This window comes from Micromonospora sp. IBHARD003 (assembly GCF_056106285.1).
Genome location: NZ_JBWBBX010000001.1, coordinates 1,646,739 through 1,667,553 on the forward strand (window position 1 = coordinate 1,646,739; position 20,815 = coordinate 1,667,553).

Below are 20,815 nucleotides of genomic sequence, written 5' to 3' on the forward strand. Positions count from 1 at the left end.
GCTCCCCTACTCAGACCGAGAGCTCAGGCATACTCACCGCGTACGCCGGTCACCCCGCACCCGCGACCGTGCACACGCCCCCGCGCCGTCGCCGCCCCGGTGCCGCCGCGCCTCCCACCGATGCCCGTGCAGGACCGTCCGGGACACCGGCCCCCGGGGGTCAGAACGCGGACACCCCGGTCAGCGCACGGCCGATGATCAGCTTCTGTATCTGGCTGGTGCCTTCGTACAGCGTCATCACCCGTGCGTCGCGCAGCAGTTTGCCCACCGGGTACTCATCGATATAGCCGTAGCCGCCGAAGACCTGGAGGGCGTTGTTCGCGGCACGGACGGCCGCTTCGGAGGCGAAGAGCTTCGCCTTGGAGGCTGCGGTGGCGAACTCCTCTCCCCGGTCGACGAGATCGGCGACCCGCCAGGTCAGCAGCCGCGCCGCGTCCACGTCCACGGCGATGTCGCTGATGAGCTCCTGCACCAACTGGTAGGAGGCGATCGGCCTGCCGAACTGCTCGCGCTCCCCCGCGTAGCCGACGGCGGCCTCCAGTGCGGCCCGGGCAACGCCGACGCAGCCCGCGGCCACCGACATCCGCCCTTTGGCGAGCGCGGACATGGCGACCGAGAAGCCCTTCCCCTCGGGGCCGAGCATCGCCCCGGCCGGGATCCGGACGTCCTCGAGGACCAGCTCCGCGGTTGCCTGGCCGCGCAGTCCGAGCTTGCCGTGGATGGCGCGGCGGGTGAGCCCGGGAGCGTCGGCGGGGACGAGGAAGGCGGAGATGCCCTTGTGGCCCGGGGTGCCGTTGGTCCGTGCGAAGAGCAGGACGACATCGGCCCAGGTGCCGTTGGTGATGAACGTCTTCGAGCCGTTGAGGACGTAGCCGTCGCCGTCCCGTACGGCCCGGGTGGCGAGGTTGCCGGCATCGGAGCCGGTGCCGGGCTCGGTGAGGCCGAAGCAGCCGAGCGCCTCACCGCCGGTCAGCCGTGGCATCCAGTGCCGCTTCTGCTCCTCGCTGCCCCAGGACGCGATCGTCTTGGCGACGAGCCCCAGGGATACGGAGACGATGCCGCGCACGGACGAGTCGCCACAGCCCAGCTCCTCGGTGACCAGGCAGTACGCCAGGTGGTCGCCGCCCGAACCGCCGTACCGCTCGTCGATCGTGAGCCCGAGGAAACCGAGCGAACCCAGCTTCTTCACGATCGCCCGGTCGACGTTCTCCGCGCGGTCCCACGCGGCGGCGTGCGGGGTGACCTCGCGTTCCACGAAGTCGCGGGCGAGCTGCCGGACGGCCTTGTGCTCCTCGCCGAGCTCCAGGTTCACCGGGCACTCCCCACTTTTAACTAACACTGCTAGTTTCTGTTCGGCAGGGCCTACTATGTGCCGCATGGCCCGACCGCGCAAGCCCCTCCTCAGCAGAGAACGCATCGTCGGCACGGCGAGCGCGCTGGTGGACGCGGAGGGCCTGGACGCGGTCTCCACCCGACGGCTCGCCGCGGAACTGGGGGTGAGCGGCCCGTCCCTCTACAACCACTTCCGCAACAAGGACGAGATCCTGGACGCGGTGGCCGATGCCGTCAGCGCCAAGGTCGATCTGTCGATGTTCGACGAGACGGACGGCAGGGACTGGCGCACGGCGCTGCACGACTGGGCCGTCTCCTATCGCGCGGCCCTCACGGCGCACCCCAACATCGTCCCGGTTCTCGCCCGCGGCCCAGGACGGCGCCCCGCTGGGCTGAAGGTCGCCGACACCGTGTTCGGCGCGATGGTCCGGGCAGGCTGGCCGGCCGCCCGCGCCACCCATATCGGTGCGCTGATGCGGTACTTCATCACCGGCTCCGCGCTCGGGTCCTTCGCCCGCGGCTTCGTCGACGACGAGACCGCCTACGATCCGGCCGACTACCCTCACCTCGGCCAGGCCCATCTGCTCGCCGACCGGCAGGAACAGGTCGACGAAGGCGCGTTCGAGACGGGGCTGCGGGCACTGCTGGACGGGCTGGTGCTGCAGTTCCGCGGGTGCCATGACCTCCCCTCCGACCGGTGCCACGACCCTTCGGCCACCGCCGAACCGTAATCGCGCCACTCTGAGGTCATGGCACCCGAGGACCTGATGCGGGCTCGGATCCCTGCCCTCCCGCCGGACGGCCGGGGCGGCGACGTCCACGCCGCCCCGACCGAACCGCCGGCCACACCCTCACAGGGCCGCCACGTCAACCGGCAACGTTGTCTCAATGGCGGCGCTGGCAACGTTATCCCGGAAAGCTGACAACGTTATCTCAGATGTGTCCTTCAGCCGGTCCCCGCCGAGCCGCCCGAGGTCGAGCCGTCACTCGGGGCCGAACCGCCCGTCGAGCCGTCACCGGAAGCCGAGCCGCCCGAGGCCGAATCGCCCGGCGACCCGTAACCCGGGGTCGAGCCACCCGTCGAACCACCCGAAGTCGAGCCACCCGTCGAACCACCGGAGGTCGAATCGCCCGTCGAACCACCGGAGGTCGAATCGCCCGGAGGCGTGGGTGCGGGTGTGGACTCGGCCGGAGGCGTAGGCGCGGGTGTGGACTCGGCCGGAGGCGTCGGTGCGGTGCCGCGCTGGCTGATGAACACGTAGTCAGCGCCGTACTTGACCTCCTTGGTAGGGGTCCTCCTGGGGTCGCAGGCTCCGGCCGGGGCGACACCGCCCTTGGTGTTCACGCGGAGGATCTTCACCACCTTGGACAGCTTGCCGGTCGCCCGGCCGCTCTGGGTGGCCTTCAGTTCCAGCTCCGGGATGTTGCCCGGGGCGCGCGGCGTCTTGGTGACCACGCTGCCCGTCACGGCGCTTCCGTCGCGGGCGATCCACTGCGGCGGTCCGGAGTTCGGGTTGACGAAGGAATGCTTGATGCCACCCTGGAGCGTGGCACGGACCCCGCGCTGGGTGAAGGCGAAGGTGCCGTCGGCCTGCTTGGTGCAGGCATAGATCTGCACGCCGGAGACTACGGACGCCCGGAAGCTGCGCTCGCCGGTCCCCTGGGAGGCGCCCGCCGCCGCCCCCTCCTGGGCCGCGAAGCCTGCACTGGTTGCCACGACAAAGCCGCCGGTGACCAGGCCGGCGCCGGCGACCAGCCAGACGAGCTTCTTCTTGGTTGTAGCGGTCCTTCTACGGGACATTCTGATCCTTATCTCGATCATCATGAATGAAGAGAGGCCGACCGTTTGCCTTCTCCACCGTTGACGTGGATCTCCGTGCCGAGTTGCTGTGCGAACCGCGAGCACACCACCCGGTTCCAGAAGTGCTCGCCGCCCCCCATGCCCGGCCCCGGAGATCCGCTGGGCGACCTTATGTACGCACCGCGCTTTCCAGACACTCAGCCGCCGGACAGTTTTTTCGCGCCACATCCGGTTTTTTTCGCTCCCCACCGGGAGAAGCGGATGACGGACGCCTCCAACTCCGCTGCACACCAGGGAAAAGCGCAGGTCACGGCGTATGCGGGCAGTGAAGGGCTTCCCCTCGGAGCTGCCGTTGTCACCGTGCTGACGGGCGGTCGCTCGAGGGGGGCCGATCACGCTGCAGCACGAACCCGCCAATCTCAGGCGCGTGCGCCAGGAGGAGGCACTGGCTGGTACGCGGCCGTGCCGCGCCGAGTCCCTTACGGAGCACGGGACTTCGTCAGAGCACGACCAGCGCCCTGGCGCCCCGCCCCGCGATCATGTTGTCGAAGGCGGCCGGGATGCCGTCCAGGCCGATCCGCTCGGTGACCAGCGCGCCCAGGTCCAGCCGCCCCGCGCGGACGTGCTCCGCCAGCACCGGGAGATCGCGCGCCGGGTCGGAATTGCCGTACACACAGCCCGAGAGCGTGCGGCCCCAGTGGAAGATCTCCAGGGCGTTGAAGGTGACCTGCTGGTCCTTGCCGCCGATGCCGACGACGGTCGTACGGCCGCCGCGCCTGGTCGAGTCCCAGGCGGTACGGATGGTCTCGGCACGGCCGACGCACTCGACGGCCACGTCCGCCCCTTGACCACCGGTCAGCTTACGGACCTCACGCGCCGTGGTGCCGGAGGCGACGACGTAGTCGGTGGCACCGGCGCTGCGGGCCAGTCCCTCCTTCTCCGGAGAGACGTCGACGGCGACGATCGTGGACGCACCGGCGATCCGGGCGGACTGGAGGGTGGCGAGTCCGACGCCGCCGACACCGAAGACGACCACGGACTCGCCCTCACGGACGCGCGCGCTGTGGTGGACGGCGCCGTAGCCGGTGAGGACCGCGCAGCCGAGGAGCGCGGCTTCGGTGAGCGGGACACCGTCCGGGACCGGCAGGACACAGTTGGCCGCGACGACGGTCTCCTCCGCGAACGCGGCGACATTGAGGCCGGGGTGGAGCTCCCTGCCGTCCTCGGCCACGGCGTGCACCCTGCCCGCCCCGGTGAGGGCGTCGGCGCAGAGCCAGACCTCGCCGATCGAGCAGTGGTGGCACTTCCCGCAGGACGGCGCCCAGTTGAGGACGACGCCGTCGCCGGGCGCGACATGGGTGACGCCTTCGCCCACGGACACGACCGTGCCCGCTCCTTCATGCCCCAGTACGGCGGGGACGGGCACCCGCATGGTCCCGTTGGACAGGGACAGATCGGAATGGCAGACCCCTGCGGCGGCGATGCGTACCCTCACCTGGCCGGGGCCGGGCTCGGGGAGTTCGATCCCGGTGATCTCCAGAGGGGAGCCGATGGCGGGCAGGACGGCGGCGCGGATCACGCTGGACACTCCTCGGAGCTCTCAGAACTGCAGGGACTTGGTCTGGAGGTACTCGGCGAGGCCGTGCGAGCCGAGCTCGCGGCCGACGCCCGACTGCTTGTAACCGCCGAACGGCGCCAGGGGGTTGAAGCGGCCTCCGTTGATGTCGACCTGTCCGGTGTCCATACGCCGGGCGAAGGCGACGGCCTCGTCCCTTTCACCCCAGACGGCGCCCCCCAGCCCGTACACGGTGCCGTTCGCGATCCGCAGGGCGTCGTCCTCGTCCTCGTACCGCAGGATAGAGACGACGGGGCCGAAGATCTCCTCCTGGGCGATCGTCATCTCGGGCGTGACGTCGGCGAAGACGGTCGGGGCGACGAAGTAGCCGGTCTCCCGCGGGGACTCGGGGCCGCCGGCGACGACGCGGGCGCCCTCGGCGATGCCCCGCTCGATGTAGCCGAGGACGCGCTGCCGCTGCTTCTCGCTGACGAGCGGCCCGATGCGCTCGCCGGGTACGTACTTGACGACGGCTTCGGCGGCCAGCGCGACGGCCTCGTCGTACCGGTCGGTGTGCACCAGCATCCGGGTCCAGGCGCTGCACGTCTGGCCGGAGTTGGACATGACGTTGGCGACGCCGACGTTCACGGCGCGGGCCAGATCCGCGCCGGGCAGGATCACATTGGCGGACTTGCCGCCGAGCTCCAGCGCGACGCGCTTGACGGCCGCGCCCGCGGTCGCGCCGATCTGCCGGCCGACGGCGGTGGAACCAGTGAAGGAGACCAGGTCCACTCCCGGATGTTCGGCGAGGGCCTGTCCGGCGACCGGGCCGAGCCCGGTGACCAGGTTGAACACCCCTGCGGGCAGACCCGCATCGTGGACGGCCTCGGCGAACAGCTGGGCGGTCAGCGGGGTGTCCTCGGCGGGCTTGAGCACAACGGTGCAGCCGGCGGCCAGCGCCGGGGCGACCTTGGCGACGATCTGGTGGAGCGGGTAGTTCCAGGGGGTGATGGCGCCGACGACGCCCACCGGCTCCAGCAGGACGGTGGAGTTGCCGACCTGCTCCTCGAAGGAGTACGAGGCCGCGAGCTCCGCGTACGCGCCGGCTACCAGGATCGGCAGCCCGGCGTGGACGGTCTGGGCGAGCTGTGCGGGTGCGCCGAGCTCGGCGGTGACGGTCTCGGCGATCTCGTCCTTACGGGCGGCCAGCGCGTCGCGGAGCGCGGTGACAAAGGCCGCGCGCTCGGCGTGAGGGGTGGCGGCCCAGGCGGGAAAGGCGTCGCGGGCTGCGCGCACGGCCGCGTCCACGTCCTGCGCCGTACCGGCCGGGACATGCGCGATGACCTGCTCGTCCGCCGGGTTCACCACCGCGATGGTGCCGGCACCGGCGGCCGGCCGCCAGGTGCCGCCGATGTACATCCCGTCGTGGGCCTTCATCCGCTGTCTCCTTCGGGCATGGCTCGGCAGTGCCGGTTGATCCGATGCCCAAACTAGCGGTGTTAGTTTTCCGGCGCCAGGGTGGCCCTGCGGCTCCGGCCCTGTGATTCTCCCCCCACCCCGCTCCTTCCTGTAGCGGGGTGGGGTGCTCTGGAGAGGAGCCGTGTCAGGCCGGTGTCTGACCGGCCGCCGTCGGGGCCACCGACTGAACCTGGCGGGCGGCCGCGGGGGGCGGGATCGAGGCGACCCGGGCCGCCTCGCTCATCGTTCCCACCTGGACGCGGGACCGGTCGGTCGTCGGCGACGCCGAGATCGCGGCCGCGGTGGGCGCGGGCTGAGGGGCCGGAGCCGTCTGGGACTTCTCTTCCGGCGCCTTCGCGACCGACGACCAGGTGCGCAGACGGTGGCTGGCGGCCTCGTCCAGGCTCACCGGCGCCCCCCGCTGCTCTGCCAGCCGGCTGGCCTCACGGCCGAGTGCGGCCACATCGTCCCAGCGCAGCCGGAGAACGACGGACAATTCCGCCCCACCGTCCGGAAGTCCGTGGATGATCGGCCCGTCACCATCAGTCATTGCCGCTCCTGTCGTTCGCGCGGAGACGTGTCACCGCACCGCAGTGAGGTGTCGCCGCGCCCCGCCGGACGCGGTCAGCCACTAGTACGCGCCGGCACGGCGTCGTGTTCACCGCGCGGGAACGCCCGTTCGGGGCCCGTCCCGCAGTCCGAGTCCGCGCCGCGGACGGCGACGACGTCCACGGGGAAGCCGTTGAGCACGGCCGTGCCCGACAGCGGGTCCAGCAGTGAGCCGTCAAGGAGTTGATTGACGTTCACTCCGGGCCGTGCCGCCGCCACGGACATACGGGTGCCGGAGCGGTCGTGCCCCCAGCCGTGCGGAAGGCTCACCACTCCGGTGCGCACGCTGTCGGTGATCTCGACGGGCGCCTCCAGCCGTCCCCCGTCCGCCCCGATCAAGGCCGTGTCCCCGTCGTGGAGTCCGAGCCGGGCGGCGTCGTCCGGGTGGATCTGGAGGGTGCAGCGGTTGGAACCACCGTTCAGGGCGGGGAGGTTGTGCAGCCAGCTGTTGTTGGAGCGCAGATGGCGACGGCCGACCAGGACGAGCCCCTCTCGCCGCTCGCCCAGGGCGCGGCGCAGTCTCGGCAGATCGGCGGCGATGGGCTCCGGCAGCAACTCGACGCGTCCGCTGCGGGTCTTGAGCACCTGGCCGAGCCGGGGTCGCAGGGGGCCCAGATCGACGCCGTGCGGCCGGGCGAGCAGCTCGTCCAGCGTGAGGTCGTACGCCCCGAGGCGCAGCATCATGTCCAGTCGGCGCTCGGGCCCCGTGCGGCCGGTCAGCCGGCCGGCCAGCTCCTTGGGGTCCTGCCCGCACACCGGTGAGTGCGGGTCGGCGACCGCCCTGGCCAGCGCGCCTTCGATGACCATCTCGTCGACCGCCGCCGGATCGGCCCCGTGCATACCGCCCACGGCGAGGATCAGCCGTGCGTGGATCTCGCACTCGTCCATCGCGCCCGGGTCGAGCGGGACGGCGGCGGGTGTATAGCGGGCCTGGTTGCGTACGGCGAACGCGTTGAACGCGAAATCGAAGTGTGCGCTGCGGGACGGGGGCGGTGGGGGCAGGACGACATCCGCGTGGCGGGAGGTCTCGTTCAGATACGGGTCGACGCTGACCATGAAGTCGAGGTCGCCCAGGGCACGGTCCAGCCGGTCGCCGTCCGGCGCGGAGAGCACGGGGTTGGCGGCGATCGCGATCAGGACCCGGATCCGCCCCTCGCCGGGTGTCTCGATCTCCTCGGCCAGTGCGGCGACGGGCAGTTCGCCCTTGGCCTCGGGGTGACCGCTCACCCTGCTGCTCCACCGGCCGAGTGCGAAGCCCTTGCCGGGTTGCGGCTGCCCGTCCCGGTGGCTCGCCCAGGGGCGGGGTGCCCGCTCGGTGGCGGAGAGCGGGAAGAGCGCACCGCCGGGCCGGTCGAGGTTTCCGGTGACGACGTTGAGGACGTCGACGAGCCAGCTGGCCAGGGTGCCGTGCTCGACGGTGCAGCTGCCGATCCGTCCGTACACGGCGGCGGCAGGGGCCGCGGCCAGTTCGCGCGCCATGGCACGGATCTCGGCGGCCTCCACGTCACAGACCGCGGCGACGGCTTCGGGGGTGAAGTCCCGTACGGCGTCCCTGACGTCGTCCACGCCCTCCACCTGCCCGGCGAGCTCCCCGAGGTCCGTGAGCCCCTCCTCGAACAGGACGTGCGCGAGGGCGGCGAGCAGCAGGGCGTCTGTGCCGGGGCGGATGGCCACATGGCGGTCGGCGAGTGCGGCGGTGCGGGTACGCCGCGGGTCCACGACGGTGAGGCTCCCTCCCCGGCGGCGCAGTGCCTTGAGCTTGCCGGGGAAGTCGGGTGCGGTGCACAGGCTGCCGTTGGACTCGAGCGGGTTGGCACCGAGCAGCAGCAGATGGCCGGTGTGGTCCAGGTCGGGGACGGGTATGGCGGTCGCGCTGCCGAAGAGCAGTCCGCTGGAGACGTGCTTGGGCATCTGGTCGAGGGTGGATGCGGTGAAGATGTTGGGGGTGCGCAGGGTCGAGAGCAGGACCGGCGGATAGAGCCCGCCGGCCATGGTGTGCACGTTCGGGTTGCCGAGGACGACACCGACGGCGTTCGGTCCGTGCTCCTCGATCAGCGGGCGTATGCGGGCGGCGATGACGTCGAAGGCCTCGGTCCAGGTGGCCTCGCGCAGCTCCCCGGAGCCGTCGCGCACCAGGGGTGTGCGCAGCCGGTCGGGGTCGGCGTCGAGCTCGCCGAACGCGGCGCCCTTGGGGCAGAGGAAGCCCTGGCTGAAGACGTCGTCCCGGTCTCCGCGCGCGCCGGTGACGCGGCTGCCCTCGATCGTGAGCGTCAGTCCGCAGGTGGCCTCGCAGAGCGGGCAGATCCGGAGGGCGGTGCGGGTGGCGTCGGTTCCTGGCATGAGGGCCCTCCCGTGGGCGGCTGCAGCGGTGGCGCGCGAGGACCGCCGAGCATACCGACCGGTACGCATGACGGGGAGGGGTCATCGCCCGGGGCCGTCACGTCCCGGTCCACGGACCCGTCCCGCGGACCGGCGAGGGCGACCGGCCCCCCGACCGGTCGCCCTCGCCGGCGGCATGGAGGGGCACAACAGCCGTCGGCCACGACACCGCGCCCCGTGTCGGCCCACGATGCCGTTGACGTGAACCACCACAGAATCCTACTGTCAAGCATAGGATTCATTGGTGGACGGATCGGGAGTGCGCATGAGCGGCAACGGGACGGCCGGCCTCGAGCAGGCCAGGAAGACCGCCGAAGGGCTGGAGTACCTGTCGGGCTTCGGCAACGAACACAGCTCCGAGGCCGTACCGGGCGCACTGCCGCTGGGACGGAACTCGCCACAGCGCGCACCGCTCGGCCTCTACGCCGAGCAGCTCAGCGGCTCCGCCTTCACCGAGCCGCGCGCCCACAACCGGCGCTCCTGGCTCTACCGGATCCGGCCCTCCGCGGCGCATCCGCCGTTCGTCCGCGTCGACAACCGCGGTGTACGCTCCGCGCCCTTCACGGAGACCGTGCCGGACCCCAACCGGCTCCGCTGGAACCCGCTGCCGGAGCCCGCGCCCGGCACGGACTGGCTGGCCGGGCTGTGGACCCTCGGCGGCAACGGCGACGCCGCCCAGCGCACCGGGATGGCCGTGCACCTCTACCACGCCAACGCCTCGATGGAGCGTCGTGTGTTCAGCGACGCCGACGGCGAGCTGCTGATCGTACCCGAGCACGGCGGACTGCTGCTGCGCACCGAGCTGGGGCTGCTGGCGGCACGTCCGGGCGAGGTGGCGCTGATCCCGCGCGGCGTGCGCTTCCGGGTCGAGCTCCTCGACGACACGGCCCGCGGTTATGTGTGCGAGAACTACGGTGCGCCGTTCCAGCTTCCCGACCTGGGCCCGATCGGGGCCAACGGCCTGGCGAACGCACGGGACTTCCGGGCCCCTGCCGCCGCGTACGAGGACGTCGAGGGCGCGGTGGAGGTCGTCAACAAGTTCTGCGGCAATCTCTGGGCGGCCACCTACGACCACTCGCCGCTCGATGTGGTGGCCTGGCACGGCAACCATGTGCCGTACGTCTACGATCTGCGCCGCTTCAACGTGATCGGCACCATCTCCTACGACCACCCCGATCCGTCGATCTTCACCGTGCTCACCGCGCCGACGGACACCCCGGGGCTCGCGGGGGTGGACTTCGTGGTCTTCGCGCCGCGCTGGCTGGTCGGCGAGGACACCTTCCGCCCGCCGTACTTCCACCGCAATGTGATGAGCGAGTACATGGGCCTGATCGAGGGCGCCTACGACGCCAAGACCGCGGGTGAGGGCGGCTTCGTCCCCGGCGGCGGTTCGCTGCACAACATGATGTCGGCGCACGGACCCGACCGGGAGACCTTCGACAGGGCGAGCGCCGCCGAGCTGAAGCCGCAGAAGATCGACGACGGCCTTGCGTTCATGTTCGAGACGCGCTGGCCGGTGACCGCGACGGAGCAGGCGGCGACCGCCGGGCATCTGCAAGAGGGGTACGACAACGTGTGGCAGGGTCTTGAGCGCCACTTCCGGCCGTAGTACGGAGATGCAGTGACCGCCTTCGCCCCAGACTCGCTCGTCCTGAACCGCAAGCTGCCGTTGTGGTACCAGGTCTCGCAGTCGCTGCGCGCCTCGATACTGGGGCGCGGGCCGCACGATTCGCTGCGGCTCCCCACCGAGGAGCAGCTCGCCGAACACTACGGTGTGAGCGTGCTGACGATGCGGCAGGCGCTGAAGGAGCTGGAGACCGAGGGTCTGATCAGCCGGCACCGCCGGCGCGGCACGTTCATCGAGCCGGGTGCGAGGCGCAGCGCACCGCGCAGACTGCTGGGCTCGATCGACGCGATCGTTGCCCAGCAGTCGGGCGAGCGGACCACGGTCCTCGGCCACGGGCCATCGGCCGTGCCCGTGGAACTCGCCGAGTACTTCACGGACGTGGACGAGGTCGTCACGTACCGGAGGCTCCGCTGCGACGGGGACAGCGGTGAGCCGACGAACTGGGCGGAGAACGCGGTACGGACCGACATCGCGGCGGCGCTCGACGTCGGGGACCTCGAGCGCTGGCCGATGACGAAGGTGCTGCGGGACGTCGTGGGGGTAAGGATCAGCCGGATCACGGACACGGTGGAGGCGAGGCTCGCCGATCCGGAGACGGCCGAGCTGCTCCAGGTGCCGCTGCTGTCGCCGATCCTGCACTACACCGGGGTGACGTACGACGAGGAGGGGCGGGTGGTGGATGTGGCGCGCATCCGGTACCGGGGGGACCGGTTCTCGTTCTCGGTGACCGTCGAGGCGGAGTGATCGCCGCATGCTGCTGGACGATCTGATGCCCTGGTCCGCCGGACCGCTCCGGCTGGGCCGCGGCTGGGTGGTGGCCCCGGACGTCCGCACCCTGCGGGCCCGCTGGGACGCGCTGATGCGGGCCGACGGAGCCGGCCGCGGGGCGATCTTCCGGGAAACACGGGCGCGGACGCTGCACAGCGGCGTCGCCGCCCTGCCCGGACAGTCCACCGGGACGGGGAGACTCGCCAGGGAGGACGGCCCCTGCCCCGAGCCCGTCCTGATCGTGCACGGGCCCTTCGACGAGCAGTGGATCATCCCCGACCACCGGCTCATCGACGTCGCCCGGCCGGAGTTGTGGCGGGTCGCGGACGAGCGGCAGCTCTTCGTCCACGAGCTGGGGCATGTGCCGGGGAGCGCGGGCCCCGCCCTCCTGGTGTCGCGGTCCCTTCCCGGAGGCCGTTCCCCGGCCGGCCGGCCCGGACGGATACGCCCCCTGTACCGGCGGCCGGGCGGGATCGAGCCCAATCTCGCGCCGGGAGTGCTGGAGGCACTGAGCGCGCGCTACGGCCACGGGGTCACCCCGGAGGACGTGTTCGCCTGGATCACCGCCGCGGGACAGCCGTCGGCCCTGGGGTGTGTCGTGCCGTTCACCTCGGACCCCGGGGTGTGGGCGGACGGTGTGCGGCTGGGACGAAGCCTGGTGGAGATCCAGCTCAGGGGCGCCCGGGGTGGCGAGCGGCCCAGGCTGCCCGGGGGCCGCCGGCCCTATGTGCGGGCATCTCTGCCGGAGCGGCCGCACGGCATGGCATACGACGCCGATGAGGAGGCCCTGCTGGTCGGCGAGGGGCGGATCTCGCCGGTCCCCGCGGAGGCCTGGGACTTCACGGTGACCGGGGTGCGGGTGCTGGAGCACTGGTTCGAGCGGCGTGCCCACGCGGGTGAGCCCGGCACACTGGAGGCGATCCGCCCCGCCGCCTGGCCCCAGGAATGGACCTCTCAGCTGCTCGAACTCATCACCGTGCTGGCCCTGCTGGGCCGGCTGGAGGTCCCGGTGGAGGAACTGGCGCGCGCGATCGCGGCGACGGAGCCGGCCGATCCGGATCTGCCGCCGCTGCCCGGCGCGGCCCGGCGGCCCGCGTCGGTGCTCGACCACCACGAGGAGGGACCGGAGGGGCAGTTCGCGCTGATCTGATGCGCACCGGGCCGTGGGAGTGCGCCGTGTACCGATTCGCCCCTGCCGATTCGCCCGTACCGATCTGCCCGTACCGCCCCGGGATGACAAACGTGGCCGGTACACGGTAGTACGGCTCCCATGAGCCAGCCGCTGCCCCTCGAAGGCATCACCGTCGTCGCCGTCGAACAGGCCGTGTCGGCTCCGTTCGCGACCCGTCAGCTCGCGGACCTCGGTGCCCGGGTGATCAAGATCGAGCGGCCGGACGGCGGTGACTTCGCCCGCGCCTACGACACCGCGGCCCTCGGACTCGCCTCGCATTTCGTCTGGTGCAATCGCGGCAAGGAGTCGCTCGCGGTCGATCTGAAGGATCCGCGGGGGATCGCCGTGGTGCGCCGGCTGATCGCGGGCGCCGATGTGTTCGTGCAGAACCTCGCCCAGGGTGCCGCGGCACGGCTCGGACTGGACGCCGCCGGCCTGTGCGCCGAGTTCCCGCGGCTCGTGGCCGTCGACATCTCCGGATACGGGCCGGACGGGCCGTACGCCCACAAGCGGGCCTACGACATGCTCGTGCAGTGCGAGTCGGGGCTGGTGTCCGTGACCGGGACACCGGAACAGCCGGTGAAGGCGGGCATTCCGGCGGCGGACGTCGCCGCGGCGATGTACGCGTTCTCGGGGGTTCTCGCCGCTCTGCTGCGACGCGCGACGACAGGGCTCGGCGGGCCGGTGGAGATCTCAATGCTGGAATCGCTGGCGGAGTGGATGGGGCATCCGCTGCACCACGGCATGCACGGGGGCACTCCCCCGGCGCGAACCGGCGTCGCGCACGCCGTGATCGCGCCGTACGACGCCTACGCCACGGCGGACGGCGGCCAGGTGCTGCTGTCGGTGCAGAACGACCGCGAGTGGCGGCGGCTCGCGGAGCAGGTGCTGGTCCGCCCGGAATTGGGCGAGGACGCGCCCTTCGCGACGAACACGGCGCGTACGGCGAACCGGGCGAAGACCGATGCGGTGGTGGGCGAGGCGCTGGCTCGTCTCGGCACCGACGAGGCCGTCACCCGCCTCGAGGCGGCCGGTATCGCCTGCGCCCGTCTCAACTCGGTCACCGATCTGGCGAACCACCCCCAGCTGGCGGCCCGCTCCCGCTGGCGCGAGGTCCCCTCCCCCGCGGGTCCGCTGCGTGCGCTGCTGCCCCCGATCACCCTGCCGGGCGGTCCCGAGGCGCGGATGGGGGCGATCCCGGCGCTCGGCGCACACACGGACGCACTGCTGCGGGAGGCGGGACTGGGTCCCGACGACATCGCGGAGCTGCGCAGGGACGGCGTGGTGGCCTGACCGGCGGCGGGAGCAGCCGCGGCGAACGCCGCTCCTTCTCCGACACGGCATCGGCGCCCGCGCACGGCGTCAGGACCTTCGGGCCGGTCGGGCGATGCCAGTGGCGACGGGTACGCTGCCTCCGACGATCAAGAAGGATCACGGGGGAATCATGCGTATACGGGCTCGAGTTGCTGCTGCGGTGGCCGGTGTCCTGACGGCGACGGTGACGGTGAGCGGGTGCAGCACATGGGAGGCGGTCACGTCGCCGGCGGCGTCGCCGTCCGCGGAGAAGATCACCTACCGGCTCGGTGAGGCGAGCCCGCCCCAGGAGAGCACGATGAAGGCCTCGTCCGGCGCCACCTTCACGGTCACCCCCCTGAAGGCGGAGACCGGGACGAAGGCCGACATGGACAACTCCGGGCTGAAGAAGGACGAGAAGGACGGCCCACAGGTGCCGGTCTTCGTCTGGACGACGCTGACCCACAAGAGCGGGAAGCCGGTGGAGCTCGGCCATATGGACGACGACCTGATCGTGCGGACCGACGGCGGTTACCGTACGCGGCCGCTCCTCGTGTTCTTTGGGTCCGCGAAGTGGCGGAACTGTCCCGGCTACGACAGCGGCAAGATCCTGTCGGAGGGGAAGTCCGAGAAGGTCTGCACCGCGTTCCTCGTCCCCCAGGGACAGAAGGTGGCCGCGGTGGAGGTCAGCCGCGGCTTCCACGCCGAGCCCTTGGTCTGGCCCGTCACCCCGTGAAAGGCGCCGGGAGCCGGCGCACCACCGCCCCCGGTCGCGGGGCGGCACCGGACCCGGTTTCCGGCCCCCCCTCCACGCCCCGTAGCATCGACCGTACGGAGTATCCGGCTGCCCCGATCGCATGACGGGCACGCCTCAAGGCCGGAAAACCCGCACCGCGCACCCACGGGATGCCCGGAGTGACCAGGTTTGCGCGTGCTCTTCGCCACGCCGGGTCCGACTCTCGTAACGCCCTGACATATCGCGTCACGCTCTGTGCAGCGGCCTCCGACCTGCGGCGATACCCCCGGAAGAGCCCACAGGGGAAGTCCTCCCGCCACCTCTTCCGGCCGGATCACAACAGGCCAGTCGGGTGAACGCTGGATAAACTCCTCGTTTGCCGTGTGCGCGGAAGCACCACGATTCGCGGCGCACTCCAGACGACGAACGGAGAGTGAGCGATGCGCAGGAACGAGAACGGGGTCGTGCAGGCGGGCGAACGGCACGCCCTATGACCGTCGCCCCGGATACCCCGACGCTTCTCGATCCGCTCCTCGTCGAGGCGCCGGCTCCCGCACTGCTCACCGGTGGCAGCGCGCCCACCGAGCGCACCCTCCTCGACATCCTCGACGAGACGGCCCGGCGCCATCCCGGCGCCCTGGCCCTGGACGACGGCGTCCACCCCCTCACCTACCGTGCCCTCCTCGACGAGGTCGAGGAGCTGCGCCGACGACTCGCCGACCTCGGAGTGGGCATCGGCGACCGCGTCGGCATCCGCGTCCCCTCAGGGTCCGCCGACCTCTATGTCGCCATCCTGTCGGTGCTGGCCGCAGGCGCGGCCTACGTCCCCGTGGACGCGGACGACCCCGGCGAACGCGCCGAGCTGGTCTTCGGCGAGGCCGCGGTCGTCGCCGTGATCGGCGCGGAACGTGCCGTCACGCCGATGAGCACCCCCGCCGGAACGACCGGCCAGAGGCCTGCACCCGGCGACGACGCCTGGATCATCTTCACCTCCGGCTCCACCGGCAAGCCGAAGGGCGTCGCGGTCACCCACCGCAGCGCGGCCGCCTTCGTCGACGCCGAGGCCCGGCTCTTCCTCGCGGACGCCCCGCTCGGCCCCGGTGACCGGGTGCTCGCCGGGCTCTCCGTCGCGTTCGACGCCTCCTGCGAGGAGATGTGGCTCGCCTGGCGGCACGGCGGATGTCTGGTGCCCGTGCCCCGCTCCCTCGTCCGCAGTGGCGTCGACCTCGGCCCCTGGCTCGTCGAGCAGCGCATCACCGTGGTCTCCACGGTCCCCACGCTCGCCGCACTGTGGCCGGCCGAGGACCTCGACGAGGTGCGTCTGCTGATCTTCGGAGGCGAGGCGTGCCCGCCGGAACTCGCCGAGCGCATGGCCGTACCCGGTCGTGAGGTGTGGAACACCTACGGCCCCACCGAGGCCACCGTCGTCGCCTGCGCCGCCCCGCTGACCGGCGAGGGGCCGGTGCGCATCGGGCTGCCGCTGGACGGCTGGGACCTCGCGGTCGTGGACGCCACCGGCGAGATCGTGCCGATGGGCGCGACCGGCGAGCTGGTGATCGGAGGTGTCGGTCTCGCCCGTTACCTGGACGAGGCCAAGGACGCCGAGAAGTACGCGCCGCTGCCCGCGCTGGGCTGGGAGCGCGCCTACCGCAGCGGCGACCTGGTCCGTGCCGAGCCCGAAGGCCTGATCTTCGCCGGCCGCGCGGACGAACAGATCAAGCTCGGCGGACGCCGGATCGAACTCGGCGAGATCGACGCGGCCCTGCAGGCCCTCCCGGGCGTCGCGGGTGCGGCGGCGGCGGTCCGTACGACGCCCGCGGGCCATCAGCTGCTCGTGGGGTACGTCGTGCCCCACCTGGACGATCCCGGCGACGGCGGGGGAACCGGCCCCGCCGCCGACCCGAACGGAGCCCCGCCGGCAGCCGACACCGATACCGACACCGGCACCGGCACCGGCACCGGCACCGGCACCGAGACACGCCCTGGCACAGCGACGACGGCCGCGGGCGCTGCCGCCACCGGCGGATTCGACGTCGCCGAAGCAGTCGTACGGCTCCGCGAAGGGCTGCCCGCCTCACTCGTGCCCGTCATCGCCGTGGTCGACGAGCTGCCCACGCGGACCTCCGGCAAGGTGGACCGCGACGCGCTGCCGTGGCCGCTGCCCGACAGCCTGACGCCGGAAGCGTCCGGTGCCATGGCCGGCCTGAGCGAGACCGAGGCATGGCTGGCCACACAGTGGGCCGAGCTCCTCGGGGCGCCCGTCGGCAGCCCCGAGGCGGACTTCTTCGGGCACGGCGGCGGCAGTCTGGCCGCCGCACAGCTCGTGTCCCGCATCCGTGAGCGGTACGGCACCGGTTCGGTCGGCGACATCTACCGGAACCCGACGCTCGGTGCCCTCGCCCGCACGCTGGAGGCCGCCTCCGGCCGCGGCGGCACGGCCCGCGCCGTCCGTCCGGTGTCCCCCCGCACCGGCGCGGTGCAACTGCTGCTCATGCTGCCGCTGCTGGGTGTCATGGGCCTGCGATGGGGTGTGGTCGCCGCCGCCGTCAACAACGTCATCGGGCTGCCGTGGGCGCCCACGGTGTCCTGGTGGTGGGTGGCCCTCGGCTGGCTGCTCGTCGTCAGCCCACCGGGGCGGATCGTGATCGCGGCGGGCGGGGCACGTCTGCTGCTGCACGGTGTGCGCCCGGGCACCTACCCCCGCGGCGGGAGCATCCATCTGCGGCTGTGGACCGCCGAGCGGCTCGCCGAGCTCAGCGGGGCGACCGGTCTCGCGGGCTCCTGGCTCACCTACTACGCACGTGCGCTGGGGGTACGGATCGGCGATGACGTCGATCTGCACGCGCTGCCTCCGGTGACCGGAATGCTGCGGCTCGGCAAGGGCTGCGCCGTCGAGCCCGAAGTGGACCTCTCCGGCCACTGGCTGGACGGTGACCGTCTGCACATCGGTTCGGTGCGGATCGGGGCGGGCGCGCTCGTCGGCGCCCGCAGCACGCTGTTCCCCGGTGCGCGCATCGGCAAGCGCGCGGAGATCGCCCCCGGCTCGGGGGTGACCGGCGCCGTCCCGGCGGGCGAACGCTGGGCCGGTGCCCCGGCGTCCAGGAAGGGCAAGGCGGGCCGCGGTCAGCCCGGCGGCCGTCCGGTGCGCAGACGCCGGTGGACCGTCGTCTACTCGGTGTCCTCCCTGCTGCTCGGACTGCTGCCGGCTGTCGCCGCCCTGCCGGGCCTGCTGGTGATCGGCGACTTCCTGCGCGGAACCACCGGTCTCGGCGAGGGGCTTGCGGCCGCCCTGGCAGCCGTCCCCCTGGCGACCGTCGTCGCCCTGGTGACGTACGCGGTGCTGACCGTGTCCGGGGTGCGTCTGCTGGGCGTCGGACTGCGCGAGGGCTATCACCCGGTGCACGGCCGGATCGCCTGGCAGGCCTGGGCGACCGAACGGCTGATGGACATGGCGCGGGTGCATCTGTTCCCGCTGTACGCGAGCCTGTTCACGCCCGTGTGGCTGAGAGCGCTCGGCATGAAGGTCGGACGCGGCGTCGAGGCGTCGACCGTACTGGCGCTGCCGACGATGACGACGGTGGGCGACGGGGCCTTCCTCGCCGACGACACCATGGTCGCCTCGTACGAGCTCGGCGGTGGCCGGCTGCACATCGCCGAGGCGCGGGTCGGCAAGCGCGCCTTCCTGGGCAACTCCGGGATGGCCGCGGCCGGCCGACGGGTGCCGAAGCGAGGTCTCGTGGGCGTGCTGTCGGCCGCCCCGAAGCGGGCCAAGGCCGGCTCGTCGTGGCTCGGCATGCCGCCGATGGAACTGCCGAGGGCCGCGGAAGGGGGCGACCGGAGCCGTACCTTCGCCCCGCCGCTGCGGCTGAGACTCGCACGGGCCGCGGTCGAGGTCTGCCGGCTGGTCCCGGTCATGTGCAGCGTGGCGCTCGCCGTGCTCGCGCTGGCGGCGTTCACCCTGGTCGCCGACCGTGCCGGCTTCCCGGTCGCGCTGCTGCTGGGAGCGGTGGTGCTCCCGGTCGCCGGGACGGCCGCCTGCCTGGTCGCGATCGCCGCGAAGTGGATGCTGGTCGGACGGTTCACGGCGACGGAGCGACCGCTGTGGTCGTCGTTCGTGTGGCGCAACGAGCTCGCCGACACCTTCGTGGAGGTCCTGGCCGTGCCGTGGCTCGTCGGCGCGACCCCCGGTACGCCGCTGATGAACCTGTGGCTGCGCGGGCTCGGTGCCCGTGTCGGCCGCGGCGCCTGGTGCGAGACGTACTGGCTGCCCGAGGCGGATCTGGTCACCATCGGCAGCGGCGCCGGCGTCAACCGCGGCTGTGTCGTCCAGACCCACCTCTTCCACGACCGGATCATGCGCATGGACAATGTCGTCCTCGGAGCGGGTGCGACACTCGGTCCGCATGGGATCGCGCTGCCCGGCGCGGTGATCGGCGACCGGGCCACGGTCGGTCCGGCGTCGCTGGTGATGCGCGGGGAGCGGGTGCCCGCGGACACCCGCTGGCTGGGCAACCCGATCGCGGCCTGGAGGACATGAGCCCGGCGCTGCGGCAGGCAGCACGGCCCGCGGCACGGAACACTGACGGCGGCACGGACGGCGCGACCGTGCCGGCGCCGGCCGCGAGCGCACCGCGCCAGACCGCACAGGGCACGACCGGAGGACGCACCACGGTGACGGATTCGTATCTGCCGCAGAACGGCGACGGTGGCCACCGGACCACGGAGTACGACCTGGAACTGGACTACCGTCCGCACACCGGCCGGCTGACCGGCCGGGCCACGATCCGTGCCGTCGCCGAGCGGACCCTGTCCGAGATCGTCCTCGACCTCGGACAGTTCCGCCTCACCAAGGTCCTCGTCAACGGCGGCCGGCCGGGGAAGTACACGCACCGCGCCGACAAGCTCCGGGTGCGTCCTGCCAAGCCCCTGCGCGCGGGGACGCCCTTCACCGTGGAGGTGCGCTACACCGGCGTCCCGCACGCCGTCCGCACCCGTGACTGGGGCGACCTCGGCTGGGAGCACCTGGAGGACGGGGCGCTGGTGGCCTCGCAGCCGAACGGGGCGCGCTCGTGGTTCCCCTGCAACGACCGCCCGGACGACAAGGCGGCGTACCGGATCTCGGTGACGGCCCCGTCCCCGTACACGGTGGTGGCGAACGGGACGCTGACCTCCCGTACGATCAGCGCCTCGACGACCACCTGGGTGTACGAGCACTCCGCACCGATGGCGAGCTATCTCGCGACCGTCCAGATCGGGCCGTACGACCTGATCGAGGTGCCCCATGCGGGGGAGGTGCCGCAGCCCGCCGCGGTGCCGCGCACCCTGCTCGGCCGATTCGAACACGACTTCGCGCGCCAGCCGGAGATGATGCTCGTCTTCACGGATCTCTTCGGTCCGTACCCCTTCGACGACTACGCGGTCGTCGTGGTCGACGAGGAGCTGGACGTGCCGGTGGAGGCCCAGGGGCTGTCGATCTTCGGCGCCAACCATGTGGACGGGCGGCGGGGCAGCGAGCGGCTGATCGCGCACGAGCTGGCCCACCAGTGGTTCGGGAACAGTCTGACAGTGGCCGACTGGCGGCACATCTGGCTCAACGAGGGCTTCGCGAAGTACGCCGAGTGGCTGTGGTCCGAGATGTCCGGCGGTCCTTCGACGTCGGCGCTGGCGGCCAAGTCACGGGCGCGGCTGGCGATGATGCGGCAGGACGTCCGGATCGCCGATCCGGGACTGCGCAGGCTGTTCGACGACCGGGTCTACCAACGGGGAGCGCTCACCTTGCATGCGCTGCGCACCGAGATCGGGCATGTGGCCTTCGTCCGGCTGCTGCGGGAGTGGACCGCGACGCACCGGCACGGTGTGGTGACGACCGAGGAGTTCGTCGCGATGGCCCGGCGGCACTCGTCACGGCCGCTGGACCGGCTGTTCGCGATGTGGCTGTACGAGACCAGGCTTCCGGCGCTGCCACTGCAGCGCCGCTGATGCGGGTGGGGCGGTGGGGTGACGTCCGCCTCCCGTGCGCCGGACGCTCGGGAACGGGTGGTGCACGGCCGGGGTGGACGGGCGTCGGAGCCGGACGGGCGAGCGGG

At 72.1% G+C, this 20,815-nt stretch carries 14 protein-coding genes; 8 read left to right on the forward strand and 6 right to left on the reverse strand.

The genetic code is table 11. The annotated features are described in order from the left end of the window. Positions 1 to 160: 160 nt before the first annotated feature. Entirely contained in the window at positions 161 to 1,312 is a 1,152-nt protein-coding gene (locus ACTWOL_RS07280; RefSeq protein WP_474295537.1) for an acyl-CoA dehydrogenase family protein, read from the reverse strand. Between the two features lie 64 nt (positions 1,313 to 1,376). On the opposite strand from ACTWOL_RS07280, the gene ACTWOL_RS07285 reads away from it, so the two are divergent. After that, positions 1,377 to 2,063 carry a TetR/AcrR family transcriptional regulator gene (locus ACTWOL_RS07285; protein WP_474295540.1) on the forward strand — a complete coding sequence of 229 codons (687 nt, stop codon included), beginning with the start codon at positions 1,377 to 1,379 and terminating at the stop codon, positions 2,061 to 2,063. 215 nt (positions 2,064 to 2,278) lie between these two features. On the opposite strand, the gene ACTWOL_RS07290 is transcribed toward ACTWOL_RS07285, so the two are convergent. The 5 genes from ACTWOL_RS07290 to ACTWOL_RS07310 form a co-directional block, all read right to left on the reverse strand. Continuing rightward, on the reverse strand, positions 2,279 to 3,133 hold the full coding sequence (locus ACTWOL_RS07290) for a DUF3455 domain-containing protein (protein WP_474295542.1): 855 nt from the start codon (positions 3,131 to 3,133) through the stop codon (positions 2,279 to 2,281). Between the two features lie 499 nt (positions 3,134 to 3,632). Beyond that, entirely contained in the window at positions 3,633 to 4,712 is a 1,080-nt protein-coding gene (locus ACTWOL_RS07295) for a Zn-dependent alcohol dehydrogenase (protein WP_474295544.1), read from the reverse strand. Between the two features lie 21 nt (positions 4,713 to 4,733). Then, positions 4,734 to 6,125, reverse strand: coding sequence for an aldehyde dehydrogenase family protein (locus ACTWOL_RS07300; RefSeq protein WP_474295546.1), 1,392 nt, complete (start codon positions 6,123 to 6,125; stop codon positions 4,734 to 4,736). 166 nt (positions 6,126 to 6,291) lie between these two features. Continuing rightward, positions 6,292 to 6,696, reverse strand: coding sequence for a hypothetical protein (locus ACTWOL_RS07305; protein WP_474295549.1), 405 nt, complete (start codon positions 6,694 to 6,696; stop codon positions 6,292 to 6,294). A 74-nt stretch (positions 6,697 to 6,770) separates the two neighbouring features. Beyond that, positions 6,771 to 9,095, reverse strand: coding sequence for a molybdopterin-dependent oxidoreductase (locus ACTWOL_RS07310; RefSeq protein WP_474295550.1), 2,325 nt, complete (start codon positions 9,093 to 9,095; stop codon positions 6,771 to 6,773). A 304-nt stretch (positions 9,096 to 9,399) separates the two neighbouring features. Here ACTWOL_RS07310 and hmgA point away from each other — a divergent pair, with 304 nt between their 5' ends. The 7 genes from hmgA to ACTWOL_RS07345 all read left to right on the forward strand — a co-directional run bounded on the left by hmgA (position 9,400) and on the right by ACTWOL_RS07345 (position 20,708). Continuing rightward, a complete protein-coding gene (hmgA, locus tag ACTWOL_RS07315; protein WP_474295553.1) occupies positions 9,400 to 10,743 on the forward strand; it encodes a homogentisate 1,2-dioxygenase in 1,344 nt (447 codons plus the stop codon). Positions 10,744 to 10,755: 12 nt separating this feature from the next. Continuing rightward, positions 10,756 to 11,505: a GntR family transcriptional regulator gene (locus ACTWOL_RS07320; RefSeq protein WP_474295555.1), complete on the forward strand. Its 750-nt coding sequence runs from the start codon at positions 10,756 to 10,758 to the stop codon at positions 11,503 to 11,505. Between the two features lie 7 nt (positions 11,506 to 11,512). Beyond that, positions 11,513 to 12,679, forward strand: coding sequence for a type ISP restriction/modification enzyme (locus ACTWOL_RS07325; protein WP_474295557.1), 1,167 nt, complete (start codon positions 11,513 to 11,515; stop codon positions 12,677 to 12,679). Between the two features lie 120 nt (positions 12,680 to 12,799). Next, a complete protein-coding gene (locus tag ACTWOL_RS07330; RefSeq protein WP_474295559.1) occupies positions 12,800 to 13,993 on the forward strand; it encodes a CaiB/BaiF CoA transferase family protein in 1,194 nt (397 codons plus the stop codon). 151 nt (positions 13,994 to 14,144) lie between these two features. After that, positions 14,145 to 14,729 carry a hypothetical protein gene (locus tag ACTWOL_RS07335; protein WP_474295561.1) on the forward strand — a complete coding sequence of 195 codons (585 nt, stop codon included), beginning with the start codon at positions 14,145 to 14,147 and terminating at the stop codon, positions 14,727 to 14,729. A gap of 490 nt (positions 14,730 to 15,219) precedes the next feature. Continuing rightward, positions 15,220 to 19,266: a Pls/PosA family non-ribosomal peptide synthetase gene (locus tag ACTWOL_RS07340; protein ID WP_474295563.1), complete on the forward strand. Its 4,047-nt coding sequence runs from the start codon at positions 15,220 to 15,222 to the stop codon at positions 19,264 to 19,266. After that, the gene (locus tag ACTWOL_RS07345; protein WP_474295565.1) at positions 19,263 to 20,708 is read left to right on the forward strand and encodes a M1 family metallopeptidase; all 1,446 of its coding nucleotides are present in this window, start codon (positions 19,263 to 19,265) and stop codon (positions 20,706 to 20,708) included. The genes ACTWOL_RS07340 and ACTWOL_RS07345 overlap by 4 nt, the downstream gene beginning before the upstream one ends. Positions 20,709 to 20,815 lie beyond the last annotated feature (107 nt).

What these genes read in the sequence shown, in the direction of transcription:
- ACTWOL_RS07335 (WP_474295561.1), top strand. Translation starts at nt 14,145, where the DNA reads ATGCGTATACGGGCTCGAGTTGCTGCTGCGGTGGCCGGTGTCCTGACG.
- ACTWOL_RS07345 (WP_474295565.1), top strand. Translation starts at nt 19,263, where the DNA reads ATGAGCCCGGCGCTGCGGCAGGCAGCACGGCCCGCGGCACGGAACACT.
- ACTWOL_RS07325 (WP_474295557.1), top strand. Translation starts at nt 11,513, where the DNA reads ATGCTGCTGGACGATCTGATGCCCTGGTCCGCCGGACCGCTCCGGCTG.
- hmgA (WP_474295553.1), top strand. Translation starts at nt 9,400, where the DNA reads ATGAGCGGCAACGGGACGGCCGGCCTCGAGCAGGCCAGGAAGACCGCC.
- ACTWOL_RS07290 (WP_474295542.1), bottom strand. Translation starts at nt 3,133, where the DNA reads ATGTCCCGTAGAAGGACCGCTACAACCAAGAAGAAGCTCGTCTGGCTG.
- ACTWOL_RS07305 (WP_474295549.1), bottom strand. Translation starts at nt 6,696, where the DNA reads ATGACTGATGGTGACGGGCCGATCATCCACGGACTTCCGGACGGTGGG.
- ACTWOL_RS07300 (WP_474295546.1), bottom strand. Translation starts at nt 6,125, where the DNA reads ATGAAGGCCCACGACGGGATGTACATCGGCGGCACCTGGCGGCCGGCC.
- ACTWOL_RS07340 (WP_474295563.1), top strand. Translation starts at nt 15,220, where the DNA reads ATGACCGTCGCCCCGGATACCCCGACGCTTCTCGATCCGCTCCTCGTC.
- ACTWOL_RS07330 (WP_474295559.1), top strand. Translation starts at nt 12,800, where the DNA reads ATGAGCCAGCCGCTGCCCCTCGAAGGCATCACCGTCGTCGCCGTCGAA.
- ACTWOL_RS07310 (WP_474295550.1), bottom strand. Translation starts at nt 9,095, where the DNA reads ATGCCAGGAACCGACGCCACCCGCACCGCCCTCCGGATCTGCCCGCTC.
- ACTWOL_RS07285 (WP_474295540.1), top strand. Translation starts at nt 1,377, where the DNA reads ATGGCCCGACCGCGCAAGCCCCTCCTCAGCAGAGAACGCATCGTCGGC.